Source organism: Massilia sp. Bi118, assembly GCF_918697865.1.
Taxonomy (GTDB): domain Bacteria; phylum Pseudomonadota; class Gammaproteobacteria; order Burkholderiales; family Burkholderiaceae_D; genus Telluria.
In genome coordinates this window covers 1-23217 of sequence record NZ_CAKKMV010000011.1, presented here as the reverse complement: position 1 = coordinate 23217, position 23217 = coordinate 1, and the positions used below count along the sequence as shown (strand labels likewise).

Annotated in this window: 23 protein-coding genes; 15 read left to right on the top strand and 8 right to left on the bottom strand. The window is 66.0% G+C overall.

Annotated features, from left to right (window positions below; genetic code table 11):
• Positions 1 to 54: 54 nt before the first annotated feature.
• The 7 genes from LQV39_RS16950 to LQV39_RS16920 all read left to right on the top strand — a co-directional run bounded on the left by LQV39_RS16950 (position 55) and on the right by LQV39_RS16920 (position 4587).
• Positions 55 to 345 (top strand): DnaJ domain-containing protein, encoded by a 291-nt coding sequence (locus tag LQV39_RS16950; protein ID WP_230027315.1) that lies wholly within the window; start codon positions 55 to 57, stop codon positions 343 to 345.
• A 33-nt stretch (positions 346 to 378) separates the two neighbouring features.
• Positions 379 to 894 carry a hypothetical protein gene (locus tag LQV39_RS16945; RefSeq protein WP_230027314.1) on the top strand — a complete coding sequence of 172 codons (516 nt, stop codon included), beginning with the start codon at positions 379 to 381 and terminating at the stop codon, positions 892 to 894.
• Positions 891 to 1688, top strand: a complete 798-nt coding sequence (locus tag LQV39_RS16940) for a hypothetical protein (protein WP_230027313.1) — start codon at positions 891 to 893, stop codon at positions 1686 to 1688. The genes LQV39_RS16945 and LQV39_RS16940 overlap by 4 nt, the downstream gene beginning before the upstream one ends.
• 17 nt (positions 1689 to 1705) lie before the next feature.
• Positions 1706 to 2590 carry a hypothetical protein gene (locus LQV39_RS16935; protein ID WP_230027312.1) on the top strand — a complete coding sequence of 295 codons (885 nt, stop codon included), beginning with the start codon at positions 1706 to 1708 and terminating at the stop codon, positions 2588 to 2590.
• Between the two features lie 47 nt (positions 2591 to 2637).
• Positions 2638 to 3846, top strand: coding sequence for an MFS transporter (locus LQV39_RS16930; RefSeq protein ID WP_230027311.1), 1209 nt, complete (start codon positions 2638 to 2640; stop codon positions 3844 to 3846).
• Positions 3847 to 3922: 76 nt separating this feature from the next.
• Complete coding sequence (locus LQV39_RS16925) at positions 3923 to 4150, top strand: hypothetical protein (RefSeq protein ID WP_230027310.1); 228 nt, start codon at positions 3923 to 3925, stop codon at positions 4148 to 4150.
• Positions 4151 to 4263: 113 nt separating this feature from the next.
• The gene (locus LQV39_RS16920) at positions 4264 to 4587 is read left to right on the top strand and encodes a hypothetical protein (RefSeq protein ID WP_230027309.1); all 324 of its coding nucleotides are present in this window, start codon (positions 4264 to 4266) and stop codon (positions 4585 to 4587) included.
• 79 nt (positions 4588 to 4666) lie between these two features.
• Here LQV39_RS16920 and LQV39_RS16915 read toward each other — a convergent pair whose 3' ends face one another.
• Both LQV39_RS16915 and LQV39_RS16910 read right to left on the bottom strand, forming a co-directional pair.
• On the bottom strand, positions 4667 to 5911 hold the full coding sequence (locus LQV39_RS16915; RefSeq protein ID WP_230027308.1) for a CaiB/BaiF CoA-transferase family protein: 1245 nt from the start codon (positions 5909 to 5911) through the stop codon (positions 4667 to 4669).
• A gap of 35 nt (positions 5912 to 5946) precedes the next feature.
• Positions 5947 to 7710, bottom strand: coding sequence for a cation:proton antiporter (locus tag LQV39_RS16910; protein ID WP_230027307.1), 1764 nt, complete (start codon positions 7708 to 7710; stop codon positions 5947 to 5949).
• 131 nt (positions 7711 to 7841) lie between these two features.
• On the opposite strand from LQV39_RS16910, the gene LQV39_RS16905 reads away from it, so the two are divergent.
• The gene (locus LQV39_RS16905) at positions 7842 to 9644 is read left to right on the top strand and encodes an ATP-binding protein (RefSeq protein WP_230027306.1); all 1803 of its coding nucleotides are present in this window, start codon (positions 7842 to 7844) and stop codon (positions 9642 to 9644) included.
• On the opposite strand, the gene LQV39_RS16900 is transcribed toward LQV39_RS16905, so the two are convergent.
• A complete protein-coding gene (locus tag LQV39_RS16900) occupies positions 9634 to 10551 on the bottom strand; it encodes an MORN repeat-containing protein (RefSeq protein WP_230027305.1) in 918 nt (305 codons plus the stop codon). The genes LQV39_RS16905 and LQV39_RS16900 overlap by 11 nt on opposite strands.
• A gap of 13 nt (positions 10552 to 10564) precedes the next feature.
• Entirely contained in the window at positions 10565 to 11398 is an 834-nt protein-coding gene (locus LQV39_RS16895) for a hypothetical protein (protein ID WP_230027304.1), read from the bottom strand.
• A gap of 146 nt (positions 11399 to 11544) precedes the next feature.
• Between LQV39_RS16895 and LQV39_RS16890 the strand changes: the two genes are divergently transcribed.
• Positions 11545 to 11976: a hypothetical protein gene (locus LQV39_RS16890; RefSeq protein WP_230027303.1), complete on the top strand. Its 432-nt coding sequence runs from the start codon at positions 11545 to 11547 to the stop codon at positions 11974 to 11976.
• A 15-nt stretch (positions 11977 to 11991) separates the two neighbouring features.
• Here the strand turns inward: LQV39_RS16890 and LQV39_RS16885 are convergent, their stop codons facing one another.
• A complete protein-coding gene (locus LQV39_RS16885) occupies positions 11992 to 14319 on the bottom strand; it encodes a family 1 glycosylhydrolase (protein ID WP_230027302.1) in 2328 nt (775 codons plus the stop codon).
• Positions 14320 to 14605: 286 nt separating this feature from the next.
• Here LQV39_RS16885 and trpS point away from each other — a divergent pair, with 286 nt between their 5' ends.
• Together trpS and LQV39_RS16875 are read left to right on the top strand one after the other, a co-directional pair.
• Positions 14606 to 15634: a tryptophan--tRNA ligase gene (gene trpS / locus LQV39_RS16880; protein WP_230027301.1), complete on the top strand. Its 1029-nt coding sequence runs from the start codon at positions 14606 to 14608 to the stop codon at positions 15632 to 15634.
• 120 nt (positions 15635 to 15754) lie between these two features.
• Positions 15755 to 16804, top strand: coding sequence for a zinc ribbon domain-containing protein (locus tag LQV39_RS16875; protein WP_230027300.1), 1050 nt, complete (start codon positions 15755 to 15757; stop codon positions 16802 to 16804).
• A gap of 10 nt (positions 16805 to 16814) precedes the next feature.
• Here the strand turns inward: LQV39_RS16875 and LQV39_RS16870 are convergent, their stop codons facing one another.
• The 3 genes from LQV39_RS16870 to LQV39_RS16860 are packed head-to-tail and all read right to left on the bottom strand — an operon-like array spanning position 16815 to position 18980.
• Positions 16815 to 17939 carry a HAMP domain-containing sensor histidine kinase gene (locus LQV39_RS16870; RefSeq protein WP_230027299.1) on the bottom strand — a complete coding sequence of 375 codons (1125 nt, stop codon included), beginning with the start codon at positions 17937 to 17939 and terminating at the stop codon, positions 16815 to 16817.
• A 43-nt stretch (positions 17940 to 17982) separates the two neighbouring features.
• Entirely contained in the window at positions 17983 to 18447 is a 465-nt protein-coding gene (locus LQV39_RS16865) for a DUF3597 domain-containing protein (RefSeq protein WP_230027298.1), read from the bottom strand.
• A 17-nt stretch (positions 18448 to 18464) separates the two neighbouring features.
• Entirely contained in the window at positions 18465 to 18980 is a 516-nt protein-coding gene (locus LQV39_RS16860) for a hypothetical protein (protein WP_230027297.1), read from the bottom strand.
• 168 nt (positions 18981 to 19148) lie between these two features.
• Here LQV39_RS16860 and LQV39_RS16855 point away from each other — a divergent pair, with 168 nt between their 5' ends.
• The 4 genes from LQV39_RS16855 (at position 19149) to LQV39_RS16840 (ending at position 23044) form a co-directional block, all read left to right on the top strand.
• On the top strand, positions 19149 to 20123 hold the full coding sequence (locus LQV39_RS16855) for an alpha/beta fold hydrolase (protein ID WP_230027296.1): 975 nt from the start codon (positions 19149 to 19151) through the stop codon (positions 20121 to 20123).
• Between the two features lie 47 nt (positions 20124 to 20170).
• Positions 20171 to 20503, top strand: coding sequence for a DUF1294 domain-containing protein (locus tag LQV39_RS16850; protein WP_230027295.1), 333 nt, complete (start codon positions 20171 to 20173; stop codon positions 20501 to 20503).
• 4 nt (positions 20504 to 20507) lie between these two features.
• Complete coding sequence (gene ugpQ / locus LQV39_RS16845; protein ID WP_230027294.1) at positions 20508 to 21284, top strand: glycerophosphodiester phosphodiesterase; 777 nt, start codon at positions 20508 to 20510, stop codon at positions 21282 to 21284.
• Between the two features lie 77 nt (positions 21285 to 21361).
• Positions 21362 to 23044: a flagellinolysin gene (locus LQV39_RS16840; protein ID WP_230027293.1), complete on the top strand. Its 1683-nt coding sequence runs from the start codon at positions 21362 to 21364 to the stop codon at positions 23042 to 23044.
• The last annotated feature ends 173 nt before the right edge of the window (positions 23045 to 23217 follow it).

The following is a 23217-nucleotide window of genomic DNA, read 5'->3' as shown; positions in this document are numbered from 1 at the left end:
TATAGCATAATCGCGGATTATTGTTTTTTTCGGGCACCAGCCGGAGACTTCCAAGTGGAAAATTTATACGCGATCCTCGGCGTCGCGCCGAATGCGACGGATGACGAGATCAAGAAAGTCTACCGTTCGCTCGCGATGCGCTACCACCCGGACCGCAACCAGGCGCCGGGGGCGGAGGCGCGCTTCAAGGCCGTCACCAAGGCCTACGAGGTGCTGTCCGACCCGGCCAAGCGCGCCGAATACAACCAGAGCGTCAACCACCGCATCGTCCTCGACGCCGAAGGCGAGGCCTTCGAGCTGTGGCGCTCGGTGTTCGCGCTCAATGGCGTGAACCTCCCGCATTGATGGCGGCATTAACAGACAGAGATTGAAGCAACCATGAAAAAAGTACATCCGGAATTCGCCTTCCAGTCGCGCGAACTCGAAGGCCAGATCGACGGCACGCTCGGCGACCCGCCCAACCGCAAGAACTACGACATGATGGTGCAGGCCCTGGTGTCGGAATACGGCAACGGCGACGGCCTCGACGACGTCAACATGATGGCCTTCGCACTGGTCGACCGCATCCGCTTTACGGACCCGAAAGGCCTGGTCCGCGAAGCCATGGATTATGAAAGCGACGACCCCGCCAAGGTCTTCGGGATGGCGAATTGCGACGGCGACGACGAAGGCAAGGCCATGTACGCGGCCATCTGCGACAACCATCCTGAACTGGCGCGCCAGGCCATCGTCACCGCCTTCCTGTACAAGAACCAGGCGCGCTGGGAAGACGACGACCAGTCGCTCGACCAGCTGGCGCGCGGCGACGAGGGCGACGACGAGGACCTCGACGAAAGCGCGGCCGGCGACGACTTCACCCAACTCTTCGACCAGGACGGAGGTGACCGCGAATGAGCGACGAATCTAAAGCCAATGAATCCAAATCGAACTTGCCGGCGCTGACCCGCCAGGTCAATGAACTGGTGCTGGCCGGCTCCCTGCAGCACGCCGAGGAAGCCCTGTCCAAGGCCGCCGACGAGCACGGCGACTATGCCGTGGCCGAGGTGCTGTCGACCCTGCCGCCGCAGGTGACGGCCCTGCACCTGGCCGGCTTCGACGGCGCCAAGACCTCGGTCGCGACCCTGCTGGTGCCGCCGAAGGCCTGGGCCGAGAGCCTGGCCTACCTGGCCGCCACCTGGCCGGACGACATGATCGAGGACGATCCCGAGCGCATCGCCGAGAACCTGTTCAACCACATGCACGGCGTGGTCTACGCCACCGACGACGAAGACCGCCGCCACGAGCTGCTGAGCGAAGCCTCGTCCTCGGACTGGGGCGCGACTGCGTTCGCGATCGTCTGGTCGCTGGCGCCGAAGGAAATCCTGGAAGTGGCGGGCGAGATCGGCAGCAAGGGCCGCTACGTGACCGGCCAGACCAGCGCCGACAGCGACATCGTGCCGCTGGCGATCGACCTGGCCAAGGCCAGCGAAGACGGCTGGGAGCGTTCGCTGCTGGAACTGTTCCCGGAATTCCGCAATGCCGCCGACCTGGCCGACGTCGAGCTGCCGGAAGACGAGGACGACGAGTCCGAGTTCCCGCACCGTAGCACCCGCGAACTGCTGTACCGCCTGCGCAAGCAGGTGCCGTCGGTGCGCAGCGCGCCCAAGCGCAGCAGCCGCCGCAGCATGGGCACGGACATCTTCTCGTGAGCGGAGTTTCTGCATCCATGCTGCCTGCGATCGTCATCGAGAAGCTGCCGCGCCTGGTCCGCGCGATCCGCCACCTGGCGCAAACCGCGAGTCCCGACGAAGCCGCCGGCCTGGCCGACGAGCTGGCCGGCATCACGGCGATGGTGGCCGAGAAGTTCACCAACGACCGCACCGCCGAAGGCATCCAGCGCGCGCTGCTCTTGAGCGTCGGCGGCATGTCGCTGGGCCTGGAATACCTGATGGAAGACGAAACCGACGACGAAGTCGGCGACAAGGCCGCGGCCTCGCTGCTGATCTCGGAAGGGGCGGAGCTCGTGTTCCAGCAGGGCTTCCGCCTGGTCCGCGAACTCGCCGCGCTGCCGGAAGACAGCCTGGTGGGAGAGTTCGACACCGATCCGGTCTACGCCCAGCGCCGCCTGAAGGAACTGTTCGTCGACCTCTGCACCGCCGACCCCGGCGAGACCTGGTCGGGCTACGAGCGCTACCAGGCCCAGCTCAAGCAGCGCAAGAGCGTGCAGGCGATCGTGCGCGCGGCCCAGTGGCTGCGCCGCCATCACTACGAAGGCGCGGTGCAGGACCCGGACCTGAACGCCGAGGGCGTGATCGCGCTGGCGATCGTGTTCGGCATCGAAGGAGCAGGGCGGATCGTCGCGCGCACCAACCACAGGGAGTTCGAAGCCCTCGTCAAGACGGTGCGCAAGCGGAAGCCGGACTTCGAGGCCGGCTGGGCCAAGCTGCTGGAGAACATCCCGGCACCCCACCACGTGGTCATCGCCGAGCGCATCGCCCTCTACCGCAACAGCGACATCCTGCGCGACATCGCAGGCAGCACGCCGATGAAGCAGCTGTTCGTCGAGCTGGAAAACTTTGCCGGTTCGGAGCTGGACGCCGAGTATCCGTAGTTTCCCCGATAGACATGCCGGCCCGGTTTGCGAATATGATAACCGGCATGTCTCATACTCCCATCTCGGCAGGCAGCCCTGAATTCAGGCGCATCAACCGCGCCATGGTTTTCGGCGGCTTCTCCACCTTCGCCCTCCTGTATTGCGTGCAGCCGCTGATGCCGCTGCTGGCCCACGATTTCCAGTTGACCCCCGCGCAAAGCAGCCTGGCGTTGTCGGTGGCCACCGGCACCCTGGCGGTGTCGCTGCTGGCCTCCAGCGTGCTGTCCGAACGCTACGGCAGGAAGCCCTTGATGGCCGGCTCGATGTTCTGCGGCGGCGTCCTGACCCTGCTGGCCGCCTTCGCCCAGGGCTACGGCCAGCTGCTCCTGCTGCGCGCGCTGCTCGGCCTGCTGCTGGGCGGGATGCCGGCCCTGGCCATGGCCTACCTGAGCGAAGAAATCGCCGGCCCCTCGCTGGGCCACTCGATGGGCCTGTACATCGGCGGCAGCGCCTTTGGCGGCATGACGGGCCGGGTGCTGGCCTCCGTCATCAGCGACTTCTACGACTGGCGCATCGCCGTCGGCGCGATGGGCGCGATGGGCCTGTACGCGGCCTGGGAATTCAATCGCAGCCTGCCGGCATCGACCAACTTCCGCGGCGGGCAGGGCGGCTGGCGCGCGCTGTTCAGCGGCACGGCGAAGCATGTGAGCGACGCCGGACTTCCCTGGCTGTTCTCGCTGTCCTTCCTGCTGATGGGTGTGTTCGTCAGCATGTACAACTACATCGGCTACCGCCTGCTGGCGCCATCCTTCGGCCTGCGCCAGAGCGCGGTCGGCGCCCTGTCCATCCTGTACCTGCTGGGCATCTTCAGCTCGGTCTGGGCCGGCAAGCTGGCCGACCGCCTGGGTCGCCGCAACGTGCTGTGGATGGTGATGCTGGTGATGCTGGGCGGGCTGCTGCTGACACTCTCGAGCATGGTGCTGCTGATCGTCGCCGGCATGGGCCTGTTCACCTTTGGCTTCTTCGCCTCGCACTCGGTGTGCAGCAGCTGGGTCGGCCGGCGTGCGCGTCCGCCCCAGGCGCTGGCCTCGGCCCTGTACCTGTTCTTCTACTACCTGGGCTCCAGCGTGGTCGGCTGGGTCTCGGGCATCGTCTGGGCCTGGGCCGGCTGGGCCGGGGTGGTGAGCATGCTGGGGGCGGTGCTGCTGGCGGCGATGGCGGTGGCCTTGCGGCTGCGTGGGTTGGCGCCGCTGGAGCCGGTCAAGGTGGGCTGAACACTCTTACTCGATAGTTGTTGCTAGGATATTTTTTGAATAGACTGGTGAGCAACCAGTCAACAGAAAAGACGCCATGACCATTCCGCCGTTCACCGCCTTCGATGGAAAGCTGATGGTGTGCTATGGGCAAGCCTACGTGCTCAGCGCCGAATGCGAGATGCTCATGCCGGAAGACGCTTTTGCCGGCCAGCGGAATGGCCTCGGCGCCGCCGCGGTGTCTGGCGGTCTGTTCCTCGTCACCGGGCTGCATACCGGCTTGAATTCGGCAAATATATCGTTAGAAAACAGCGATCTAGCGTAAAAGCCAATCAAATCCGGCAGATTTAGCCATCTCAACCATACCGTTCGTGCGCCGCCACTCCGTCAAGGGGTCTACCATTTAGCTCCTGTTTCAACCACTGCAAGGAGCACGTCATGTTGCAAGCAAACGAAATCCAGCAGCGTTTTACCCACATCCAGCAAACCATCAAGGAAGCCGAGCAGGCCTGCCGTTCGGGCGGTGCGCCGGACGACCTGAAGGATTGCATCGAGAAAATGGCCCGCGAATCCCAGCAGGCCCAGCAGGTAATGCAGTCGCAGGATCAGCAGCGCATGGTCCAGGCCGTCGATGACCTGGAATCGATGGGCGACGAAGCCAAGCGTATCAGCCGCTCGGCATCGAGCATGTCGCCGCAGCTGGAGACGGCGGTCAGCAAGGTGCATGCTGAACTGTCCCAGCTCAAGCACCAGCTGCATTGAGAAGCTAATCGTGGGCATGTAAGTCAGTCCCCCGGACTGACTTACTCAGTCCCCCGGACTGATTTACCCCACCCTACGATCAAAGAACTTTCTTCTCACGCAGAGCGGCAATCTCCTCGCCGCTCTTGCCCAGGATCTCGGCCAGCACCTCCTCGGTATGCTGGCCGAGCAGCGGCGGCGCCTTGTCACTGGTGGCAGGCGTCGCCGACATCCGCATCGGGCTGCGCACCAGTTTTACTTCACCCGCGGTCGGATGGGGCAGGGCGATCTCGATGCCGCGCGCCTTGACCTGCTCATTGGCGAAGACCTCGTCCAGGTTGTTGATCGGGCCGCAGGGCACGCCCTTTTCTTCCAGCATTGCAATCCACTCGTCGCGGCCGCGCGTGGCAACCATCTCGGCCAGCAGCGGCACCAGTACGTCGCGGTTTTTCACGCGCTGGGGATTGGTGGCGAAGCGCTCGTCATCGGCCAGTTCGGGCCGGCCGCCGGCTTCCACGAACTTCCGGTACTGGCCATCGTTGCCGGCGGCGACGATGATGTGGCCGTCCGCGCAGGCGAAGGTCTGGTAGGGCACGATGTTGGCGTGGGCATTGCCCCAGCGCCTGGGGCGTTTGCCGCTGTTCAGGTAGTTGCTGCCGACGTTCGCCAGCATCGCCACCTGGGTGTCGAGCAGGGACATGTCGATGTACTGGCCTTCGCCGCTGCGGTCGCGGTAGGTCAGCGCGGCCAGCACGGCGATGGTGGCGTACATGCCGGTCATCAGGTCGGTCAGGGCCACGCCGGCTTTCTGCGGGCCGCCGCCCGGCAGCTCGTCGCGCTCGCCGGTCACCGACATCAAACCGCCCATGCCCTGGATCAGGAAGTCGTAGCCGGCGCGGTGCGCGTAGGGGCCGTCCTGGCCGAAGCCGGTGATCGAGCAGTAGACGATGTCGGGTTTGACTTCTTTCAGCGATTCGTAGTCCAGGCCGTAGCGCTTCAGCTGGCCGACCTTGAAGTTCTCCAGCACCACGTCGCAATGCCTGGCCAGTTCGCGCAGCAGGGCCTGGCCGTCCGGGCTGGCGATATCGACCGTCACCGAGCGCTTGCCGCGGTTCGCGGACAGGTAGTAGGCGGCTTCGCCGGTCGCCTTGCCGTCCGCGTCGGGCGCGTAGGGCGGGCCCCAGGCGCGGGTGTCGTCGCCGCTGTCCGGGCGCTCGATCTTGATCACGTCGGCGCCGAGGTCGGCCAGGTTCTGCGAGCACCAGGGGCCGGCCAGCACGCGCGAAAGATCCAGCACGCGGATATGGCTCAGCGCGCCGGGCAGGGTGTTCGTCTCGGATGCCATCTTGTCCTCAATGGATGCGTTATTGTCGGGCTGGATTATACGGCGCTGCCCGGCGCCGTCAGCGTCTGCGCGAACTGGTCGCGCTCGCGGTCGACGATGCTGTCGACCAGGCGCTCGTCCAGCCCCATCGATTCCAGCACGAAGGCAGACAGCTGCAGGCTGGCTTCCAGGGTCTCCGGCACCACCACGCTGGCGCCGGCCAGTTTGAGGGCGCGCGCATGCTTCTCGTCGCGCGAGCGGGCGAACAGCTGCGCGTGCGGGAATTCGCGCCGGATCCCGCGCACCGCCTGCAGCGCCGAACTCGGATGGTCCATGGTCAGCACGATGGCCGGCGCTTCGTCGGCATGCACGCGGCGCAGCAGCTCGGGGCGCGAGGCATTGCCGAAGTAGACCGGCACACCCTTGGCATGCAGCTCGGACACCAGCTTGGCATCGTTCTCGAAAGCGACGTAGGGAATGCCCTGGCTTGCCAGGAGCTTGGCCAGCTGCTGGCCGACGCGGCCGAAGCCGGCGATCACCACCCGTCCGCGCGCATCTTCGAGCTCGCCCTGCGCCTGCTGCGTCTCCTGTTCGCGCGCCTGGCTTTCGGCGCGCTCGCCGATGCCCTTGCCGATGCGCGCCAGCAGCGGCGTCAGGAACAGCGACAGGCCGACCGCCAGCATCACGCGCCCGCCCAGGCCGGGTTCCAGCAGCTTTGAGCTGATCGCATAGCCGATCACGATGAAGGCGAATTCGCCGCCCTGGCCCAGCAGCAGGGCGCCCTCGACGGCGCGGCCCCAGGACAGGCCGCCAAGCCGCATCACCGGCGCGATCACGATGGCTTTCAACAGGACCAGCACGGCCACCGCGCAGGCCAGCCACAGCGGCGCATGGAGGATCTGCAGCGGGTCCATGCCCATCCCGACCGTCATGAAGAACAGGCCCATGAGCAGGCCCTTGAAGGGCTCGACCATCAGCTCGACTTCGTGCTTGAACTCGGTCTCGGCCAGCAGCAAACCGGCAATCAGGGCGCCCAGTGCCATCGACAGCCCGGCCATGGCCGACAGGCCGGCGATGCCGAAGGTGCTCAACAGGATCAGCGCCATGAACACGTCCGGCTGGCGCTGGCGGGCGAAGGCGCGGAACAGCGGGTGGATCACCCGTCCGCCGATCAGGTAGATGAGGGCGATGGCCAGCGCCGCCTTTGCCATCGCCAGCAGCGCGATCATCGCCACGTTGTCATTCGCCCCGCTGCCGCCGCCGAGCGCGCCGATCAGGATCAGGATCGGCACCACCGCCAGGTCCTGCAGCATCAGCACCGCGAACGCGGCCTGGCCCAGCGGGGTGCCGGTGGTATGGCGCTCGCTCAGCAGCTGCATCACCACCGCGGTGGACGAGAGCGACAGCACCAGGCCCAGCACCAGCGAGGCTTCCATGGACTGGCCCAGCAGCAGCCACACGGCGCCGCCGAGCAGCAGGGCGCACAGCACTACCTGGGCGCTGCCGGCCCCGAACACCCAGCGCCGCATCGCCCACAGGCGCGCCGCCGACAGTTCCAGGCCGATCATGAACATCAGGAACAACACCCCGAGTTCGGCCAGCATGGCCACGTCCTCGTTGTTCGGGAAGGTGAACCAGGCCAGCCAGGCATGATCGACGGCCATGCGCCCCAGGCCGAAAGGCCCGAACAGGGCGCCCACCGCCAGGAAACCCAGCACCTGGTTGATGCGCAGGCGCTGTATTAGCGGGATCAGGATGCCAGCGAGGCTGAGGAACAGCAGGATTTCCCGGAGGAAGGGAAAGGGGTGTTGCTCTTGCACGGATGTCGGCCTTTCATGAAAAACATTGCGCGCCATTGTATAACGCTGCATGTGCAAAACTGTTAATATGGCAAGTTTGCTCATATTCAGCAGTTTTCCGCTGCGCTGCCTTCTTGTTGGAAGAATATTTGATGAAGACACGCACTTACCTACTTTTAATGCTGGTGGCGATCATCGTCCCGGTCGCCGGCCTGTCGATACTCGGCCTGTCGATGCTGCTGCGCTTCGAGCGCGAAGCGCGCATCCACGCCATCGAGGAAGTGGCGCGTTCGACCTCGCTGCTGATCGACAGCGAAATCGCCATCGCCGAAGCCTCCATCAACAATATCGCGAATTCGCAGGACATCGCGAGCGACAATTTCGAGCGCCTGCACCGGCTCCTGTCCGCCACCCGCAAATCGCCGCTGAGCTGGACCCTGATCGCCGATTACGAAGGCAACGGCCTGATGAACACCTACGTGCCTTACGGGACGCCGCTCGCCAAAAAATCCGGCAGCTGGGCCGCCGAGGTCTACGACAGCCGGAAGACCAGGGTGAGCGGGTATTTTGTCGGCGCCAGTTCGAAGCGCGGCGTGGTATCGGTGAGTGTCCCCTTGCCTGTCTCGGCCGGGAAGAAATACGTGGTCACCCAGATCTTCGATCCGAATTATTTCAACAAGGTCTTCAAGCGCAGCAACCTGCCGGCCAGCTGGATCGTCGGGGTGTCCGGCGTCAAGGGCCTCACCATCGCGCGCAGCAGGAATGCGGAGCGCTTCATCGGCGAGCCGGTGCGCCCGGAACTGCGCGCCGCGTCGCAAGCTTCGTACAGCGGCGTGCTGCGCCACCCGACCCGCGAGGGCGTCGAGGTCTACGACGTCTTCGTGCGTTCCGAGTTGACCGGCTGGACGGTGGCGATCGGCGTGCCGGTCGCGGAAATCGAGTCGGCATCGCGCCTGACCGCCTGGTCCGCGGCGATGGCGTTGCTGGTGGTGCTGGGCGGCGCGGTCGGCATCGCCTTCCTGTTCGCCCGCCGGATCGACAAGTCGCTCGGGAATGCGACCCTGGCCGCCCATGCCCTGGCGCGCGGCGAAGTCACGCCGGTCACGCGCTCGCAGCTGAAGGAGGCGGACGTGCTGCTGGGCGAACTGCACCGCACCAGCGTCGCCCTGTCGCAGGAGAGCGCCGCGCGCATGGCACTGGAGCACGAGCGCGAACGGCTGCTGGACAGCGAGCGCGCCGCGCGCAGGCAGGCGGAGGCGCAAAGCGAGGCCAAGGACACCTTCCTCTCCATGCTAAGCCACGAGCTGCGCAATCCGCTGGCGGCGATCAGCGGCGCCATCGCCGTGATCCGCCTGCCGAACATGGCGCCCGCCAGGCTGGACAAAGCCTGGGAAGTCGCGCAGCGCCAGCTGCGCCACCTGACGCGGATGGTGGAAGACCTGCTCGACGTGCGGCGGGTCCTGTCCGGCAAGGTCACGCTGGCGACGGAGCGGGTCGACATCGGCAAGCTGCTGCGCTTCTGCTGCGATTCGCGCAGCATGGCCGAGACCAAGCGCCACCGGTGGGACGTGCAGACCGTGGAAGCCTGGGTGCTGGGCGACCGCACCCGCCTGGAACAGGTGGTCGACAACCTGCTGGTGAATGCGATCAAGTACACGCCCGAGGGCGGCAGCATCACGGTGCGTAACGCGATCGAGGACGGCATGGTCGTGCTCGAGGTCCTCGATACCGGCGTCGGCATCGATGCCGAGGTGCTGCCGACGATCTTCGATTCCCTGGTTCAGGGGCCGACCACCATCGACCGCTCCCAGGGCGGCCTCGGACTCGGCCTGTCGATCGCCAAGGGGCTGGTCGACATGCATGGCGGCGCCATCGCCGCCGGCAGCGAGGGCCTGGGCAAGGGCAGCGCGTTCAGCGTGCGCCTGCCGCTGGCCGCCGACAGCCTCAGTAGCTGACGGTCAGCGACAGGTTGAAGGGCACCACGCCGGAGCAGGGCTGGCCGCCGCACTGCGCCGGCTTGTACTTGAGCAGGCCGGCGGCGGTGCCGATCGCGCGCTTGATGTCCGGCGCCAGCTTGCCGAAAGTGGTGACGCTGGTGACCTTGCCGTTCGCATCCACCGCCACGTACAGCAGGATGTCGTCGCGCAAGTTGAGGCGGCCCGCCAGCGTCGACAGGGCGGTGTACAGTTCCTGCGCGCCCTTGAGCGGGTAGGGCGGATCGTCGCCGACGTCGAGCGCCGGGTAGTAGGAGCGCACGAAGCGCTGCTGGTCGGCCGTCAGCTCGTCGAAGCCCTTGTCCAGCGGCAGCGTGCCGTAAGCCACCTTGTTGGGCAGGTGGGAGCCGGTGGGCGCGTTGCCCGTCAGCGAATAGCTGGCCGACCTGGTGGCCGCGGAAGGGCGCTCCACCGGCACGTCGACGCGCTGGCCGTTTTCGAAGCGCACCTCGGCGCTGCGGCCGCTGCCGGCAAACGTCATGATGCCCTTGCCGTGGCGGCGGCCCTTCTTCCACTCGCCCTCGTAGGAGCCGCCCAGCATGTAAGTCATCTTGCCGGCGCCGTCGGGCAGCCCATCCTTCCATTCACCCCGGTAGCGGTCGCCCTTCGGGGACAGGGCCTCGGCCGTGCCGGTGCGCTGCCCCATGTGGACTTCGCCTTCGTACTGCGTGCCATCCGGGTCCTGGAAATAGCCCTTGCCGTCGGGGACGCCGTTGGTGACGGTGCCGATGTAGGTGCCGCCGTTGGGCAGCTTGAGCTGGACTTCGTTTGGCGCGGTGGCCGGCGCCGGTGCGGGCGCCTGGGCGAAGGCGGTGGCGGCAGGGCTCATAGCCAGGCCGAGGGAGAACAGGAGGGTGACAGGTTTCATGACGGGCGCCTTATCATTGCAAAGCATTGATGTGCAGTTTCAGGTTGAAGGGCACGATGCCCGGGCAGGGCTGGCGGGCGCATTTCGCCGGCTTGTACTTGAGCAGGCCGGCTGCGGTGGCGATCATTTCCCTGAACTTGGGTTCGAGGGGGCTGGCCGCGCTTACCGAGCTCACCTTCGCATCCGCGTCCACCGCCACATAGACGAGTACGTCGTCCTTCAGCGCGTGGTAGCGGATCATCGACTCCAGCAGCTTGTACAGCTCTTTCCCGCCTGTCAGCGGATAGGGCGGGTCGTCGCCGGCATCCAGCGCCGGGTAGTAGGAGCGAACAAGGCCCTGCTGCTCGGGCGTCAGATCGTCGAAGCCGCGGTCCAGCGGCAGGGGGCTGTAGACAAGCTTGTTCCGGATGTGGGAACCCGTGATCTCTTCGTCCGACAGCAGGAAGAATCCGGTAGCGCTTGGTGCCGGAGGCGCAGGGGCGACCGCCACGTCGATCCTGCGATCGTCTGCGAAACGCACTTCGGCACGGCGGCCGCTGCCGGCAAAGCTCATGACCCCCTTGCCATCGCGCAGGCCATTCTTCCATTCGCCTTCATACGCACCGCCAAGCGCGTAGCGCATGGTGCCGATGCCGTCGGGCTTGCCGTCCTTCCATCCACCCTTGTAGGTGTCGCCGTTCGAGAACAGGCCGTCGGCGACGTTGTTGGCGACAGTGCCGGCAAAGCTGCCGCGGCTGGGCAGCTTGACATACACTTCGGGTTGCTTCGGCGTGGTCGCCTCCGCGAAATTGGTGGCGGCACATCCCAGCAAAAGGCCAAGGGTGGTCAAAAAAGCGGTGGGCTTCACGGGCTGGCTCCTCACAATGTCGGGTGCATGATTTTCAGTTGACTTGTGACGGGCAGTCAACAATATTGCCAGGCTGTGGCACGGCCGCGCTGAAAGTGTGCGCCTGCGACATTCGGAGAGTTTTTTACACGACTAAACTGATAAGCTTGCCGGTTGACACCCGAGCCGCGGCACATCGACTTGCTGGACCGGATCTTGTTCACCAGGCTGGACCCGATCGGGCAGGACCAGTTCACCAGCGACACCTGGGCCATTTCCATCATGAGCCGCTCGCCATCCATGCAGCCGATCTCGCGGCTGCACTGAACGAGGCCAACGAGTTTCACGGCAAGGCCAGTAAAACGGATTTTTACCACGGCCAGGGTAACTTCAATGCGATCAAGGCCTGCTTCCCGACGCCAGCCGGCGACATCATCGTGACCGGTGGCGCCGGGCACAAGACCTCGCTGGGCATGTGCAAATTCTATGTGCCAGCCGAGACCGACGTGGGCGCCGGAGCCGAAATCGCGTTCAACACGGAACCCGATATCGTGGTGCTGCAGTCGGTCTCGCGCGTCGTGAGCGCGCGGGCGCCCTGACGCCGCCGCGGCGCGTCAGGAACGCTGCGCCTGGAAAGCCTCCACCGGCGTTTCCTCCATCTGGCGCTGCTCGCCGGCCACCGGCTGGCGGGTTTCCATCGCCCGGATCAGTTCTTCCATCTCCGGATCTTCCTGGTTGCGCAGCTCGAGGTAGCGGGCCAGGGCATTGTCCAGCGCCGGCAGCAGGATGCCGCGCTCGCTGGTCATGGCCGTGTAGCCGGGGCGCGCGGCGACGAAGCCGCAGTGTGCAGCCGGCTTCGCTTCCAGGCGGCTGGCGTCGATGCCGGCCGCCTGTGCCGCCTTCAGGGCCAGCTCGGACCAGCTGACGCCGCCGGCATTCGACAGGTGCCAGATGCCGGCCTCGCCGTCGATGGCGAGGTCCAGGCAGGCGTGCACCAGGTCGGGAACATAGGTCGGCGAGACCGTCATGTCGCTCGCGGCCGTGAAGGGCTCGCCGCGCTCGAAGGCCTGCAGGGCCAGGGTGACGAAGTTGTGCTTGTCCCAGGGCCCGAAGAAGGCCGAGGTGCGCACCACCAGCGCGCCCGGATGCTTGTCCAGCACGCGCTGCTCGGCTTCCGCCTTGCTGCGGCCGTACACGTTCAGTGGCGATACCGCACTGCTTTCGACATACGGGCGGTCCTGCGCGCCGTCGAACACCAGGTCGCTGGAGAAGGTCGTCAGGTGGATCCCGTGGCGGGCGCAGGCGGCGGCCAGGATGGCCGGGCCGATGGCGTTCTCGCGCATGCAGCGCTCGACGTCGTTCTCGGCCTCGTCCACGCGGACGTAGCCGGCGGTGTTGACTACCGCCCAGGGCTGGTGATGGGCCAGCGCGCGCTCGACCGAGTCGGGGTCGGTGATGTCCATGTCCTGGCGCGACAGCAGGCGGTAGGCCAGGTTGCGCTTGCGGCACAGGCGCGCGAAGGCACGGCCAAGGGTGCCGCTGGCGCCCGTGATCAGGATCGGACGGGAGCCTTTGCCGACCAGGGTGTGGCCGTCCGCTGTGATCGAGGTGAGGGCGGCCGGGGTCGCCACCGGCGGGCACAGGAAGCGGCCCGGACGGCGCCACCAGCCCTGGCCGCGCAGCACCGGGTGCGACAGCGGCCGGTTCGAGGCCAGCTCGCGCATCATGCGCGCCAGCGCGGTCGGGCGCGGCTCGGGCGAACGCACGTCGAAAGGACCCGGCTCGTAGTAGCCGCGGTTCTGCGTGACGAGGCTGTTCCAGTCGAAGGAGCCGAGCAGCGACCACACCGTCACCGCGCGCAGGTCGACGCCGTTGTTGCGCGATTCCTTGGCCGCTTCCCATATCTCCAGCAGCCACCGCAGCTGGTCTTCGCGATTCGCGTCGATATGGGCTTCGGTGATGGCCAGCGGGATGCGGTAGCGCTCCCAGACCTCGGCCAGCAGCGGGGCGATGCCGGCGGTGGGCGTGGCCAGCGCGCGCGAGGCTTCGATGTCGGCGCAGGGGATGCCGTCGGCCACGCCGCGGTGGTGCGGCGGGTAGCGGTCCGGGCGGTGATCGAGCCAGCGCTCGCTGGTCACGTAGTAGTTGACGCCGATGATGTCGGGCGGGCAGGGGTTCTCGCGGAACCACAGGAATTCGTCTTCCGCGATGCCGGTTTTGGTGAGATAGCCCCACAGCGGGTGCTCGGGGTTGACCATGCCGCACAACAGGTCCCAGGCCAGCCAGCGGCGCTCGTTGTAGAACTCGGCCACACGGGCCAGTTCCGGCGTGCTGTAGGTTTTACCGAGGTCGTCGGTCTGCACCAGCTTGGCGTTCGGGTTGACGGCGCGGATCGCGCGCATAGCCAGCACCACCGCGCGGCACTGCACCAGCAGGGCCTCGATGAAAGTGCGGTCGTCGCGGCCGTGCGGGTACCAGACGCCGTACAGGCCGGCGAAACGTGCAGTGGTACAGGGTTCGTTGACCGGGGTGTAGTACTCCAGCCAGGGATAGCGCGCGGCCACCGCGCCGGCATACTCGGCCAGCTGTTCGGCGAAGGCGGGGTCGACCAGGCTGGTGTGGCGCGGCCCGCTGCCGTGGTGCACCAGGCCGGCGATCGGCGTGACGCCGGCTTCGCGCAGGGCGTTCAGGCGCTCGTCCGGCCAGGACCAGTCGGCTTTATCGACGCCATCCGGCGCGGTGCGCTCCCAGATGATGGGGTAGCGGATCGCGCGGATGCCGAGCGAGGCGAAACGCTCGATGTCGGCCGGGCGGGTGGCGTGGCCGTTGCGGTCGAGCTGGTGGAAGTAGTCGTCGCGGACGCGGTTGACGGTGCATTCGAGACCGCCCCAGAGCTGGAGCGGATGTTGATCGTGGCTGTTCGTGCTCTTCGTGGAATTCATATTTCACCAATCTAGTTAATTTTATTGCAACAAAAAACTCATGGCGGTCCCCGCCAGTCCATATGTCCGGGATCGACGGCGCGCATTGACGGTTGACAGCGATGCGGCAACCTGCAACCATGCCATCCATGAATTTTTCGAATACACATTCCGTCCTCGTTTCCTGGTGGCGCCGCTGACAGCGCGCGGCCAGAGAGTTGAATGTGAATCACTAAACGCCGCCTCGATTCAAGGTGGCGTTTTTGTTGGCGCGGCAGGATCGGGGCAAGGATAAAAAGGAACCCCGATGAGTCTGCAAACCCCTACCACTCCCGCACCAGTCATCCTCACCGGCGACCGTCCGACCGGACCGCTGCACCTCGGCCACTTCGTCGGCAGCCTGCGCAATCGCGTCACTTACCAGGATCAATATCGCCAATTCATCATGCTCGCGGACGCCCAGGCGCTCACCGACAACATGGATGACATAGGTAAGGTACACCGGAACGTGATCGAGGTGGCGCTCGATTACCTTGCCGTAGGGATCGACCCAAGCAAGTCGACCATCCTGATCCAGTCGCAGATTCCGGAACTGGCCGAGTTGACCTTCTATTACCTGAACCTGGTAACCGTCGCGCGCCTCGAGCGTAATCCGACCGTGAAGGCGGAGATCCTCCTGCGCGGCTTCGAGCGCGACATCCCGGCCGGCTTCCTGACCTACCCGGCCAGCCAGGCCGCCGACATCACCGCCTTCAAGGCCGGCATCGTGCCGGTGGGCGACGACCAGATCCCGATGATCGAGCAGTGCAACGAGATCGTGCGCAAGTTCAACCGCACCTACGGCCAGGACAAGGACATCCTGGTCGAGGCCAAGGCGATCGTGCCGGAAGTCGGCCGCCTGCCGGGCACCGACGGCCGCGCCAAGATGAGCAAGTCGCTGGGCAACACCATCAACCTGGGCGCCAGCGCCGACGAGATCCGCGCCGCCGTCAAGCAGGTCTACACCGACCCGCTGCACCTGAAGGTGTCCGACCCGGGTCACCTGGAAGGCAACGTCGCCTTCATCTACCTGGACGCCTTCGACACCGACAAGGAGACGCTTGCCGAGATGAAGGCCCACTACACCCGCGGCGGCCTGGGCGATTCGGTCGTCAAGAAGCGCCTCGAAGGCATCCTGCAGGACATGCTGGCGCCGATCCGCGAACGCCGCGAGGAGTTTGCCAAGGACAAGGGCCAGGTCATGCAGATCCTGAAGGAGGGGACTTTCAAGGCGCGCGAAGTGGCGGCGCAGACCATGGATGAGGTGCGCAAGGCGCTGGGGCTGTCGTACTTCTAATGTGCGCAGGGTAGCGCGATACGAAACCTGCGGTAGCGCAAACTGCCTGGTTTGCGCTTTCCGATAGCACCCTGCTGTCATCGGTGGCAACCTGCGGTTTTTAAACTGACGGAGGCTTCGATGAACAAAGGTTTGCGCTTGACCGAGGCATGGATGCGGCGAGCCCTGTGGCTAGTCGCGTTCGTGTTTGCCTGGTTTCTGATCGGCCTGGGCAGCAAGGTAATCGACAACCTGGCCTACCTCGGACCGGTGCCGACGGAAGACGCCTTCGTCGATCCGGTCAAAGCCGCGCCGCTCAAAGCGGCAATGGCGCAGGCCGGGCAGACGCGCGAAGCTGCCGGCGACGCACTGGAGCAGGCACAGCACAAGCACGAGGTCGCCGAGGCCAACACGCGCAGCGCCCGTCAGGCCTTCGACAATTGGGTCGCCACCCGCCAGACCACCGCGCGGCCGGACCAGGACAGCGAATTGATCACGCGCACCCGCGAGCTCGACAAGCTGGTCGCGGCGGAACATGCCGCCCTGGAGGCGATTCAGGCACAGCAGCAGGTCCTGCTCGACGCAAAACAGGCCGAGAACCGGGCCAGGGATGCGTATGACGCCTTGCTTGAACCTTCCCGCAAGCTGGTGATGGAACAGACCCAGCGCGAAGTGCGCAAGGTCTTCCTGCTGCGCATCGCCGTGACGGTGCCGCTGCTGGTATGCGCCGGCTGGCTGTTCAGGCACAAGCGCAACGGCACCTACTGGCCGTTCACCTGGGGCTTCATCTTCTTTGCCCTGTTTGCGTTTTTCGTCGAATTGGTGCCTTACCTGCCGAGCTACGGCGGCTACGTGCGCTATGGCGTCGGGATCGTCCTGACCGTCGTCGTGGGACGCTACGCGGTCCGTTGGCTCCAGATATGGCTGGAGCGCCAAAAAGCGGCCGAGGCCCTGCCCGAGCAGGAGCGGCGCACGACCATGCGCTACGACCTTGCTCTGGAAAGGATGGGCAAGAGCTTGTGTCCGTCCTGCGAACGGCCGACCAACTTCAAGGACAAGACCCTGGCCCACTGTCCGCATTGCGGCATCGGCCTGTTCGACCGCTGCCAGGCCTGCCGCACGCGCAAGAATGCGTTCGCACGCTTCTGCTTTTCCTGCGGCACGCCCGCCAACGCCAGCCTCGCGGACTGACGCCGCGCCCTCAGGTCGCGCAAACCTGGTTGAACTCCCGCCCGTCGATCGGGATGTCGAGCGTGAAGGTGGTGCCGGCCTGTTCCGAGCTGTCGAGCACCACGGTGCCGCCGTGGCGCTTGGCGACTTCCTGGACGAAGGGCAGGCCGATGCCCCAGCCGGTCTTGTCCGACTCTTCGCCGCGGTTCAGGTATTCGAAGATGTCCTTGCGGCGTTCGTCCGGGATCGGATTGCCGCAGTTGTGGACCGAGATGATCACGCGGCCGTGGGTCTGGGCGACGTTCACGCTGACCTGCTTGCCGTCGCCGTACTTGGCCGCGTTCAGGGCCAGGTTTTCGAGCGCGCGCCGCATCGCGCTCTCGTTCCACCAGCCGACCACCGGTTCGCCGCTGACCTCGCAATGCGCCGGAGTCGTGTCGTTCACGTGCTCGCCGACCTTGACCGCCAGCGCCAGCGCGTCGACTTGCGCGAGCTCCAGCGGCGTGGCCTGCGCGGTCGACTGGCTGAGGGCGTCGAGCTGTTCCTGGAACATGCGCTCCAGGCGCAGGCCGTTGTCGAGGATCTTCTGGACGATCTTGTCCGACTTGCCGGGATGCGCCGCCAGCAGCAGTTCCGCGCCCGAGATGATGACCGACAGTGGGCTGCGCATGTCGTGCGTGAGCGAGGCCGCGACCCGTTGGCGGAAGGACCGCTGCAGGGCCGTGAATTCTTCGATGGCGTCGCGGATCGCCTGGTCGAAGGAGGAGCCGATGACGCGCAGCTCCTCATCGCTGAAGCGGATGCCGCGCGCGTGAGCGACCTCCAGCAGGGCGTCGCGCAGCAGCTGGTATTCATACACGATTTCGACCGCCTGGTACTCGGTCGTGCGGGCCCGCTCGCTGCCATGGCCGGTGGCGGCGCTCGAATCCGCGGCGGCGTTTTCCCGGTCGTAGCCGGGGCTCAGCGCTTCCGCGATGTTCCCGTAGAACAGGGGCAGGGTGTCGAGCAGCACCGGATGGCTGACCTCGTCGGCGCCCGTGAGCAGCTTGCGCACACGTTTTTCCCATTCGGCAAAAACTTCGTCGCGGATCGCCAGTAGTTTCCTGGACTGTTCGGACAGCTTGCTGCTGCTGGATTGTTGGTTTGTCGAGAGCATGTTCACCTTGAGGCTGCGGCGGGCGTCCGCCGCAGCCCTTGCCTCAATCCTGCAGGTCGGCCGGCACCTTGCCGCCGTTTTGCGCGAGCTTAGTCATGACCTGCTTGTGCAGCCAGATGTTCATGCTGGCCGAGTCGTTGGTGTCGCCGCTGTAGTGCAGCTCGGCCGCCAGTTCCTTGCGCGCCTGCAGGCTGCTGTCCAGGTTCAGCAGTTTCAGCAGGTCGACGATCGAGGTGCGCCAGTTCAGCTGCTGGCCGGACTGCTTCTGCATGTTGGTCAGGACCTCCTCGACGTCCACCTGCTGGTTCAGGGTCGCGGCGGGCGCAGCTGCGGCGCCGGCCGTGCCTGTGGCGGCGCCGGCCGCAGGGGCAGGAGATGGCTGGGCCGGCGCGGGCGCCGGTGCAGCCTGAGGGGCGCTGGGCGCTGCCGTGCCGCCCGTCTGCGCTTGCGTGTTGGCCGGATGGTGGCCAGGGAAGATCTTGTGGAAGATGTCGCCGAGGATACCCATTGTGTTCTCCTTTTACGTTAGTGACGTTGCATGCCTTGCGCCATGTGGCCCAGCGCGATCGCCAGTGCGGCGCCGCCCAGGGCTTTTACCAGGGTCGGATGGTCCGAGTAGAAATTGCCCATCTGGTCGACGATGCTTGGATCCTGTTTTTCCGCGTGGGCGGCGATGTCCTGCACCTGGTCCGGCGAGAGCTGGGACGCCTGTTCCGGCGTCACGCGGTTCTGGCCGCCGCCGAGCAGATTGCCGAGCGCGCCGCCGGCCACGCCGGACAGCAGTTGCGGGCCGAGGCTGGCGATCAGCTGGTTGAGCATGCCGGCGCGCTGGTTGGGGTCGCTATGGCCGAACAGCTGGCCGACCATCTGCGGGAAGGGCGGCGTCTGGTCCGAGCGCAGCGCCTGGGTCACGCCGCGCGCCACCTCTTCGCGTGGGGCCTGCTGCGCCACGCGGTCGAAGTCGTCGGTGGCTTGCGCCTGGTTGGCGTTGGCGCCGCCGCCCAGGTACTGGTTCAGCAGGTTGCCTAGATCAAAGCCCATGATTTCCTCCTGTGTTGGGACAGTCGAAGGGGGAGGGTAGGCGCTTCGGCGGAATCGCTCCGTACGTTCATTAACGGACAGTGCGGACAGTGCGAACAGGCGGTCCGCTTCGCCTGCGCGCACATCGTCTCTATAATTGCGTAATTACAACAACAATGGGCTCCGACGATGATGCGTTCCGCGACACTCCTTACCGTTTTGCTGGCGGCGCTTGCCTGCCTGCCCGCCGCCCGGGCGGCTTCCACGACCGGCGCCATGCAGGCCGGCGAACACCAGGCTGTCGTCAACGATGTGCGCCTGTGGTACAAGGTCGCCGGCCGGGCCGGTGCCGGGACGCCGCCGCTGCTGTTCCTGCACGGCGGCCCGGGCTACAACAGTTACAGCTTCGAGGCCCAGGCCGGCAAGGCGCTGGAAAGCAAGCTGCAGCTGGTCTACCTGGACCAGCGCGGCAGCGGCCGCTCCGAGCGTCCATGGACCGGCGCGTATTCGATTCCGGCCATGGTCGAGGACATCGAAGCCCTGCGCAAACAGCTGGGCGTTCCGAAGCTGGCGCTGATGGGCCATTCCTTCGGGGGCGCCCTGGCGCTGGAGTACGCGGCTGCCTATCCGCAGCATGTCAGCAAGCTGGTGCTGGTCAGCGCGGCCTCGAGCATCCCCGACGCGTGCGCCGCCCGCGTCGCCTTCCTGGACAAGCGCTATCCGGCCGATCTCGCCAGGGCGCGCGCCGCCGCCGCCGAGCGCAAGGAGACGCCGGACGACTGCTTCTTCGCCTTCAACTCGGTGGCCGACGACATCCGCGAACGCGTCAACGACGAGACCATGTTCCCGGACATGAAAAAAGTCGCGGAGCAGCGCGCCGTCGATGCGAAAAGCGGCCTGCGCAATACCGGCGAGCTGGGCGGGGCACTGTGGAACAGCGGCTTCCTGTCCTACCGCTTCAGCCGCTTCGAGCGCCTGACGATGCCGGTGCTGGTGCTGGCCGGGCAAGAAGACCATGCGATCGGCCTGCCGGCCCAGCGGCTGCTGGCCAAGCAGTTGCCGAAGGCGACGCTGGTCGAATATGCCGGCGCTGGCCACTTCCCTTACCTGGACGCGCCGCAGCGATTCAACGAAGACGTCGTCCGATTCGTCCGAGGCAGGTAGGCGCTTGCCTGATGGACACGCCAGGCGGCAACGCGTAAGCTGCCGCCATGACGCCCTACCTGCCCATCCTCGTGTTCGCGCTGCTGTACGGCGGCACCACTTTCGCCTGGCACGTGCCGCCGCTGGTGGGCGCCGCCTACCTGGTGATGAGCCTGGTCTGCTTCTGCAGCTATGCGCTGGATAAATCGGCGGCGCGCAAGGGGGAGCGGCGCACGCCGGAAAGTACGCTGCTGATGCTTGGCCTTTTCGGCGGCTGGCCTGGCGCTGTGTTGGCCCAGCAATGGCTGCGCCACAAGACGGTCAAGCAGCCCTTCCGCCAGATATTCTGGTTCACCGTCGCGGCGAACCTGGCGTTCTTCCTGTGGCTGTCGAAGAGGTAAGACCATGTGGCGATACCCGAAAGTCCTTGCCCACCGCGGCGGCGGCACCCTGGCCCCGGAAAACACCATGGCCGGCCTCCTGCGCGGCATGCGCGCGGGCTTTCGCGCCATCGAATACGACGTGATGCTGGCGCGCGACGGCGTGCCGGTGGTGATGCACGATCCCTTCCTGGGCCGCACGGTGCCCGGTTCCGGCCACGTTGTCGATTACGATGCGCTGGAGCTGGCCGGCATGGACGCCGGCGGCTGGTTCGGCCGCGAGTACGAGGGCGAGGGTGTGCCCCTGTTCGTCGAGTTCGCGCAGTTCTGCAAGGCCCACGGCGTGTGGATGAACATCGAACTCAAGCCGGCGCCGGGCCACGAGATCGAGACCGGCGGGGCGGTGGCGCGCATCGCGGCCGCCATGTTCGCCGACGAGCTGGAAGACCGGAGCACCCCGGGCCGGCTGGAACGGGCGCCGCTGCTGTCCTCGTTCAGCATGGACGCCCTGCTGGCGGCGCACGAAGTCGCGCCGCAACTCCCGCGCGCCTTCCTGATGAGCGAACTGCCGCCCGACTGGGAGCGCCGCGCGCGCGAGGTGGACGCCGTCGCCATCCACGTCAACCACCGCCACCTGACGCCACAGCAGGCGCGTGAGGTCAAGGCGGCCGGCTTCGGGCTGTTTTGTTATACCGTCAACGAAGCGGCACGCGCCGCCGAGTTGCTCGGCTGGGGTGTGGACGCCTTCTGCACGGACCGGATCGATCTGATCGGCCCCGACTTCATCACCCAGGTTAAATAATTGACATCTTGCCCTTCAGAATTGTAAGCACATGTCGTTAAGGACTGATTACTGCCCAATCGGCTCCCACGACGACCATGACCCTGTCGATCAATAACAATACCTTGTCGCTGCAAGCGCAGCGCCAGCTTGCCGAGCATACGGCCGCGGCCACGAAGGCGATCGCAAAGATGACGTCGGGCGCGCGCATCGACAGCGCCAGCGACGACCCCGCCGGGCAGGCGATTTCGGAGCGCATGTCCTCGCAGCTGCGCGGCATGAGCCAGGTCATGCGCAACATCAACGACGGCACCTCGATGCTGCAGGTGGCCGACAGCGCCATGGCCAGCATCGGCGACAGCCTGCAGCGCCTGCGCGAGCTGGCCGTGCAGTCCGGCGACGGCGGCATGTCCGACACCGACCGCGGCGCCCTGCAGCAGGAAGCGACCCAGATCCTGGCCCAGATCAGCGACGTCGGCAAGTCGACCCAGTTCAACGGCCAGACCCTGTTCTCGCAGGACACCAGCAGCATCGGCGGCGACGCCAAGGTGCGCAAGGTGATCGACGGCCTGAAAACCGGCTGGCTGGGCAACGCCGAGGCAATGATCAAGAAGTATTACGGCATCGAGGGCGATGGCGCGGACCTGAAACTCAATCTCAGCGCGATCGACGACGGTCAGTGGAACGTGCTGGCCTCGGTGTCCGGGTCCACGGAATCCAACGGCAAGGTCGGAACCCTGAGCCTGAACCTCGACATGTCGGACTTCGGCAGCGGCGATACGGCCGACGGCGGCACATCCTCGTCCTTCTATAACGACCGCACCATTGCGCACGAGATGGTGCACGCCGTCATGGACCGCTCGATGAACATGGTCTCGCTGCCGAAGTGGTTCAAGGAAGGCACGGCGGAGCTGATCCAGGGCGCGGACGAGCGCCTGGCCGGCGCGATCGCCGGCGGCGGCGTGGCGGCCGTCGTCGCCGGCGCGGCCGCGCCCGATCCCAGCTACGAGGGCGCCTACGCCGCCTCGCGCTACCTGCACGACCAGTTGAAGAAGTTCGGCGTCGAAGGCGGCATGAAGGGCCTGATGACCTACCTGCACGAGCACCAGAGCGCGAACCTGGACACGGCGCTGAGTGCTGTCACGAACAACAACATTGCCAGCGCCAGCGCGTTCATGAACGACTTCCAGACCAATGGCGCGGCCTTTATCGGCACCATGAACCTGAGCAATGCCGACACCGGTGCGATCGGCGGCCTGGATGCCGACGGCGGCCCGGTGCGCAATGCGAAAGACGTGGTGTCCGACATCGGCTATACCTCGGCCGACAAGCCGCTGCAGAGCTTCAACATGGACTTCGGCATCCTGGACGACGGCGCCGGCGCCGGCGTCAACCGGATGCAGATCCAGGTCGGCGCCGGCACCAGCAAGGACGACTTGATCAACCTCGAGTTCTCGGCCATGAATTCCTCGGCCCTGGGCCTGTCCGACCTGGACATGAAGAAGACCGCGGTGGCGCTGCTGCACATCGACCAGGCGATCGATTTCGTCGACAAGCAGCGGGTGGTGGTGGGCGCGGCCAGCAACCGCCTCGACGCGGCGGCCGCCAACACCCAGACCTCGTCGATCAACCTGGCGGCGTCGCAAAGCCGCATCCAGGATGTTGACTACGCCAGCACCACGGCCAAGCTGACCCGCTCGCAGATCCTGCAGCAGGCGGCGTCGGCGATGCTGACGCAGGCGAATGGGCAGCCGAGCGCGGTGCTGGCCTTGCTGCGCTAAATATTGCCGTCGTTCCCGACATTGCCGGAAACGACTTCCCGCGCAGGCGCACTGCTGTCCAAGATAGTTCGTTACCTCTTCGTTAAAGTCTACGTCGCTGTCTCGGTTGTAGTGTCCGGGCCTTTTTTCGACACGTTCGAAAAGGCTCGGGGTCGACAACAGGTGGCTCGAAG

Excerpts from the sequence above, each read along its gene's own strand:
- LQV39_RS16945 (WP_230027314.1), top strand. The coding sequence starts at position 379 with ATGAAAAAAGTACATCCGGAATTCGCCTTCCAGTCGCGCGAACTCGAA.
- LQV39_RS16940 (WP_230027313.1), top strand. The coding sequence starts at position 891 with ATGAGCGACGAATCTAAAGCCAATGAATCCAAATCGAACTTGCCGGCG.
- LQV39_RS16935 (WP_230027312.1), top strand. The coding sequence starts at position 1,706 with ATGCTGCCTGCGATCGTCATCGAGAAGCTGCCGCGCCTGGTCCGCGCG.
- LQV39_RS16930 (WP_230027311.1), top strand. The coding sequence starts at position 2,638 with ATGTCTCATACTCCCATCTCGGCAGGCAGCCCTGAATTCAGGCGCATC.
- LQV39_RS16925 (WP_230027310.1), top strand. The coding sequence starts at position 3,923 with ATGACCATTCCGCCGTTCACCGCCTTCGATGGAAAGCTGATGGTGTGC.
- LQV39_RS16920 (WP_230027309.1), top strand. The coding sequence starts at position 4,264 with ATGTTGCAAGCAAACGAAATCCAGCAGCGTTTTACCCACATCCAGCAA.
- LQV39_RS16915 (WP_230027308.1), bottom strand. The coding sequence starts at position 5,911 with ATGGCATCCGAGACGAACACCCTGCCCGGCGCGCTGAGCCATATCCGC.
- LQV39_RS16905 (WP_230027306.1), top strand. The coding sequence starts at position 7,842 with ATGAAGACACGCACTTACCTACTTTTAATGCTGGTGGCGATCATCGTC.
- LQV39_RS16900 (WP_230027305.1), bottom strand. The coding sequence starts at position 10,551 with ATGAAACCTGTCACCCTCCTGTTCTCCCTCGGCCTGGCTATGAGCCCT.
- LQV39_RS16885 (WP_230027302.1), bottom strand. The coding sequence starts at position 14,319 with ATGAATTCCACGAAGAGCACGAACAGCCACGATCAACATCCGCTCCAG.
- trpS (WP_230027301.1), top strand. The coding sequence starts at position 14,606 with ATGAGTCTGCAAACCCCTACCACTCCCGCACCAGTCATCCTCACCGGC.
- LQV39_RS16875 (WP_230027300.1), top strand. The coding sequence starts at position 15,755 with ATGAACAAAGGTTTGCGCTTGACCGAGGCATGGATGCGGCGAGCCCTG.
- LQV39_RS16870 (WP_230027299.1), bottom strand. The coding sequence starts at position 17,939 with ATGCTCTCGACAAACCAACAATCCAGCAGCAGCAAGCTGTCCGAACAG.
- LQV39_RS16865 (WP_230027298.1), bottom strand. The coding sequence starts at position 18,447 with ATGGGTATCCTCGGCGACATCTTCCACAAGATCTTCCCTGGCCACCAT.
- LQV39_RS16860 (WP_230027297.1), bottom strand. The coding sequence starts at position 18,980 with ATGGGCTTTGATCTAGGCAACCTGCTGAACCAGTACCTGGGCGGCGGC.
- LQV39_RS16855 (WP_230027296.1), top strand. The coding sequence starts at position 19,149 with ATGATGCGTTCCGCGACACTCCTTACCGTTTTGCTGGCGGCGCTTGCC.
- LQV39_RS16850 (WP_230027295.1), top strand. The coding sequence starts at position 20,171 with ATGACGCCCTACCTGCCCATCCTCGTGTTCGCGCTGCTGTACGGCGGC.
- ugpQ (WP_230027294.1), top strand. The coding sequence starts at position 20,508 with ATGTGGCGATACCCGAAAGTCCTTGCCCACCGCGGCGGCGGCACCCTG.
- LQV39_RS16840 (WP_230027293.1), top strand. The coding sequence starts at position 21,362 with ATGACCCTGTCGATCAATAACAATACCTTGTCGCTGCAAGCGCAGCGC.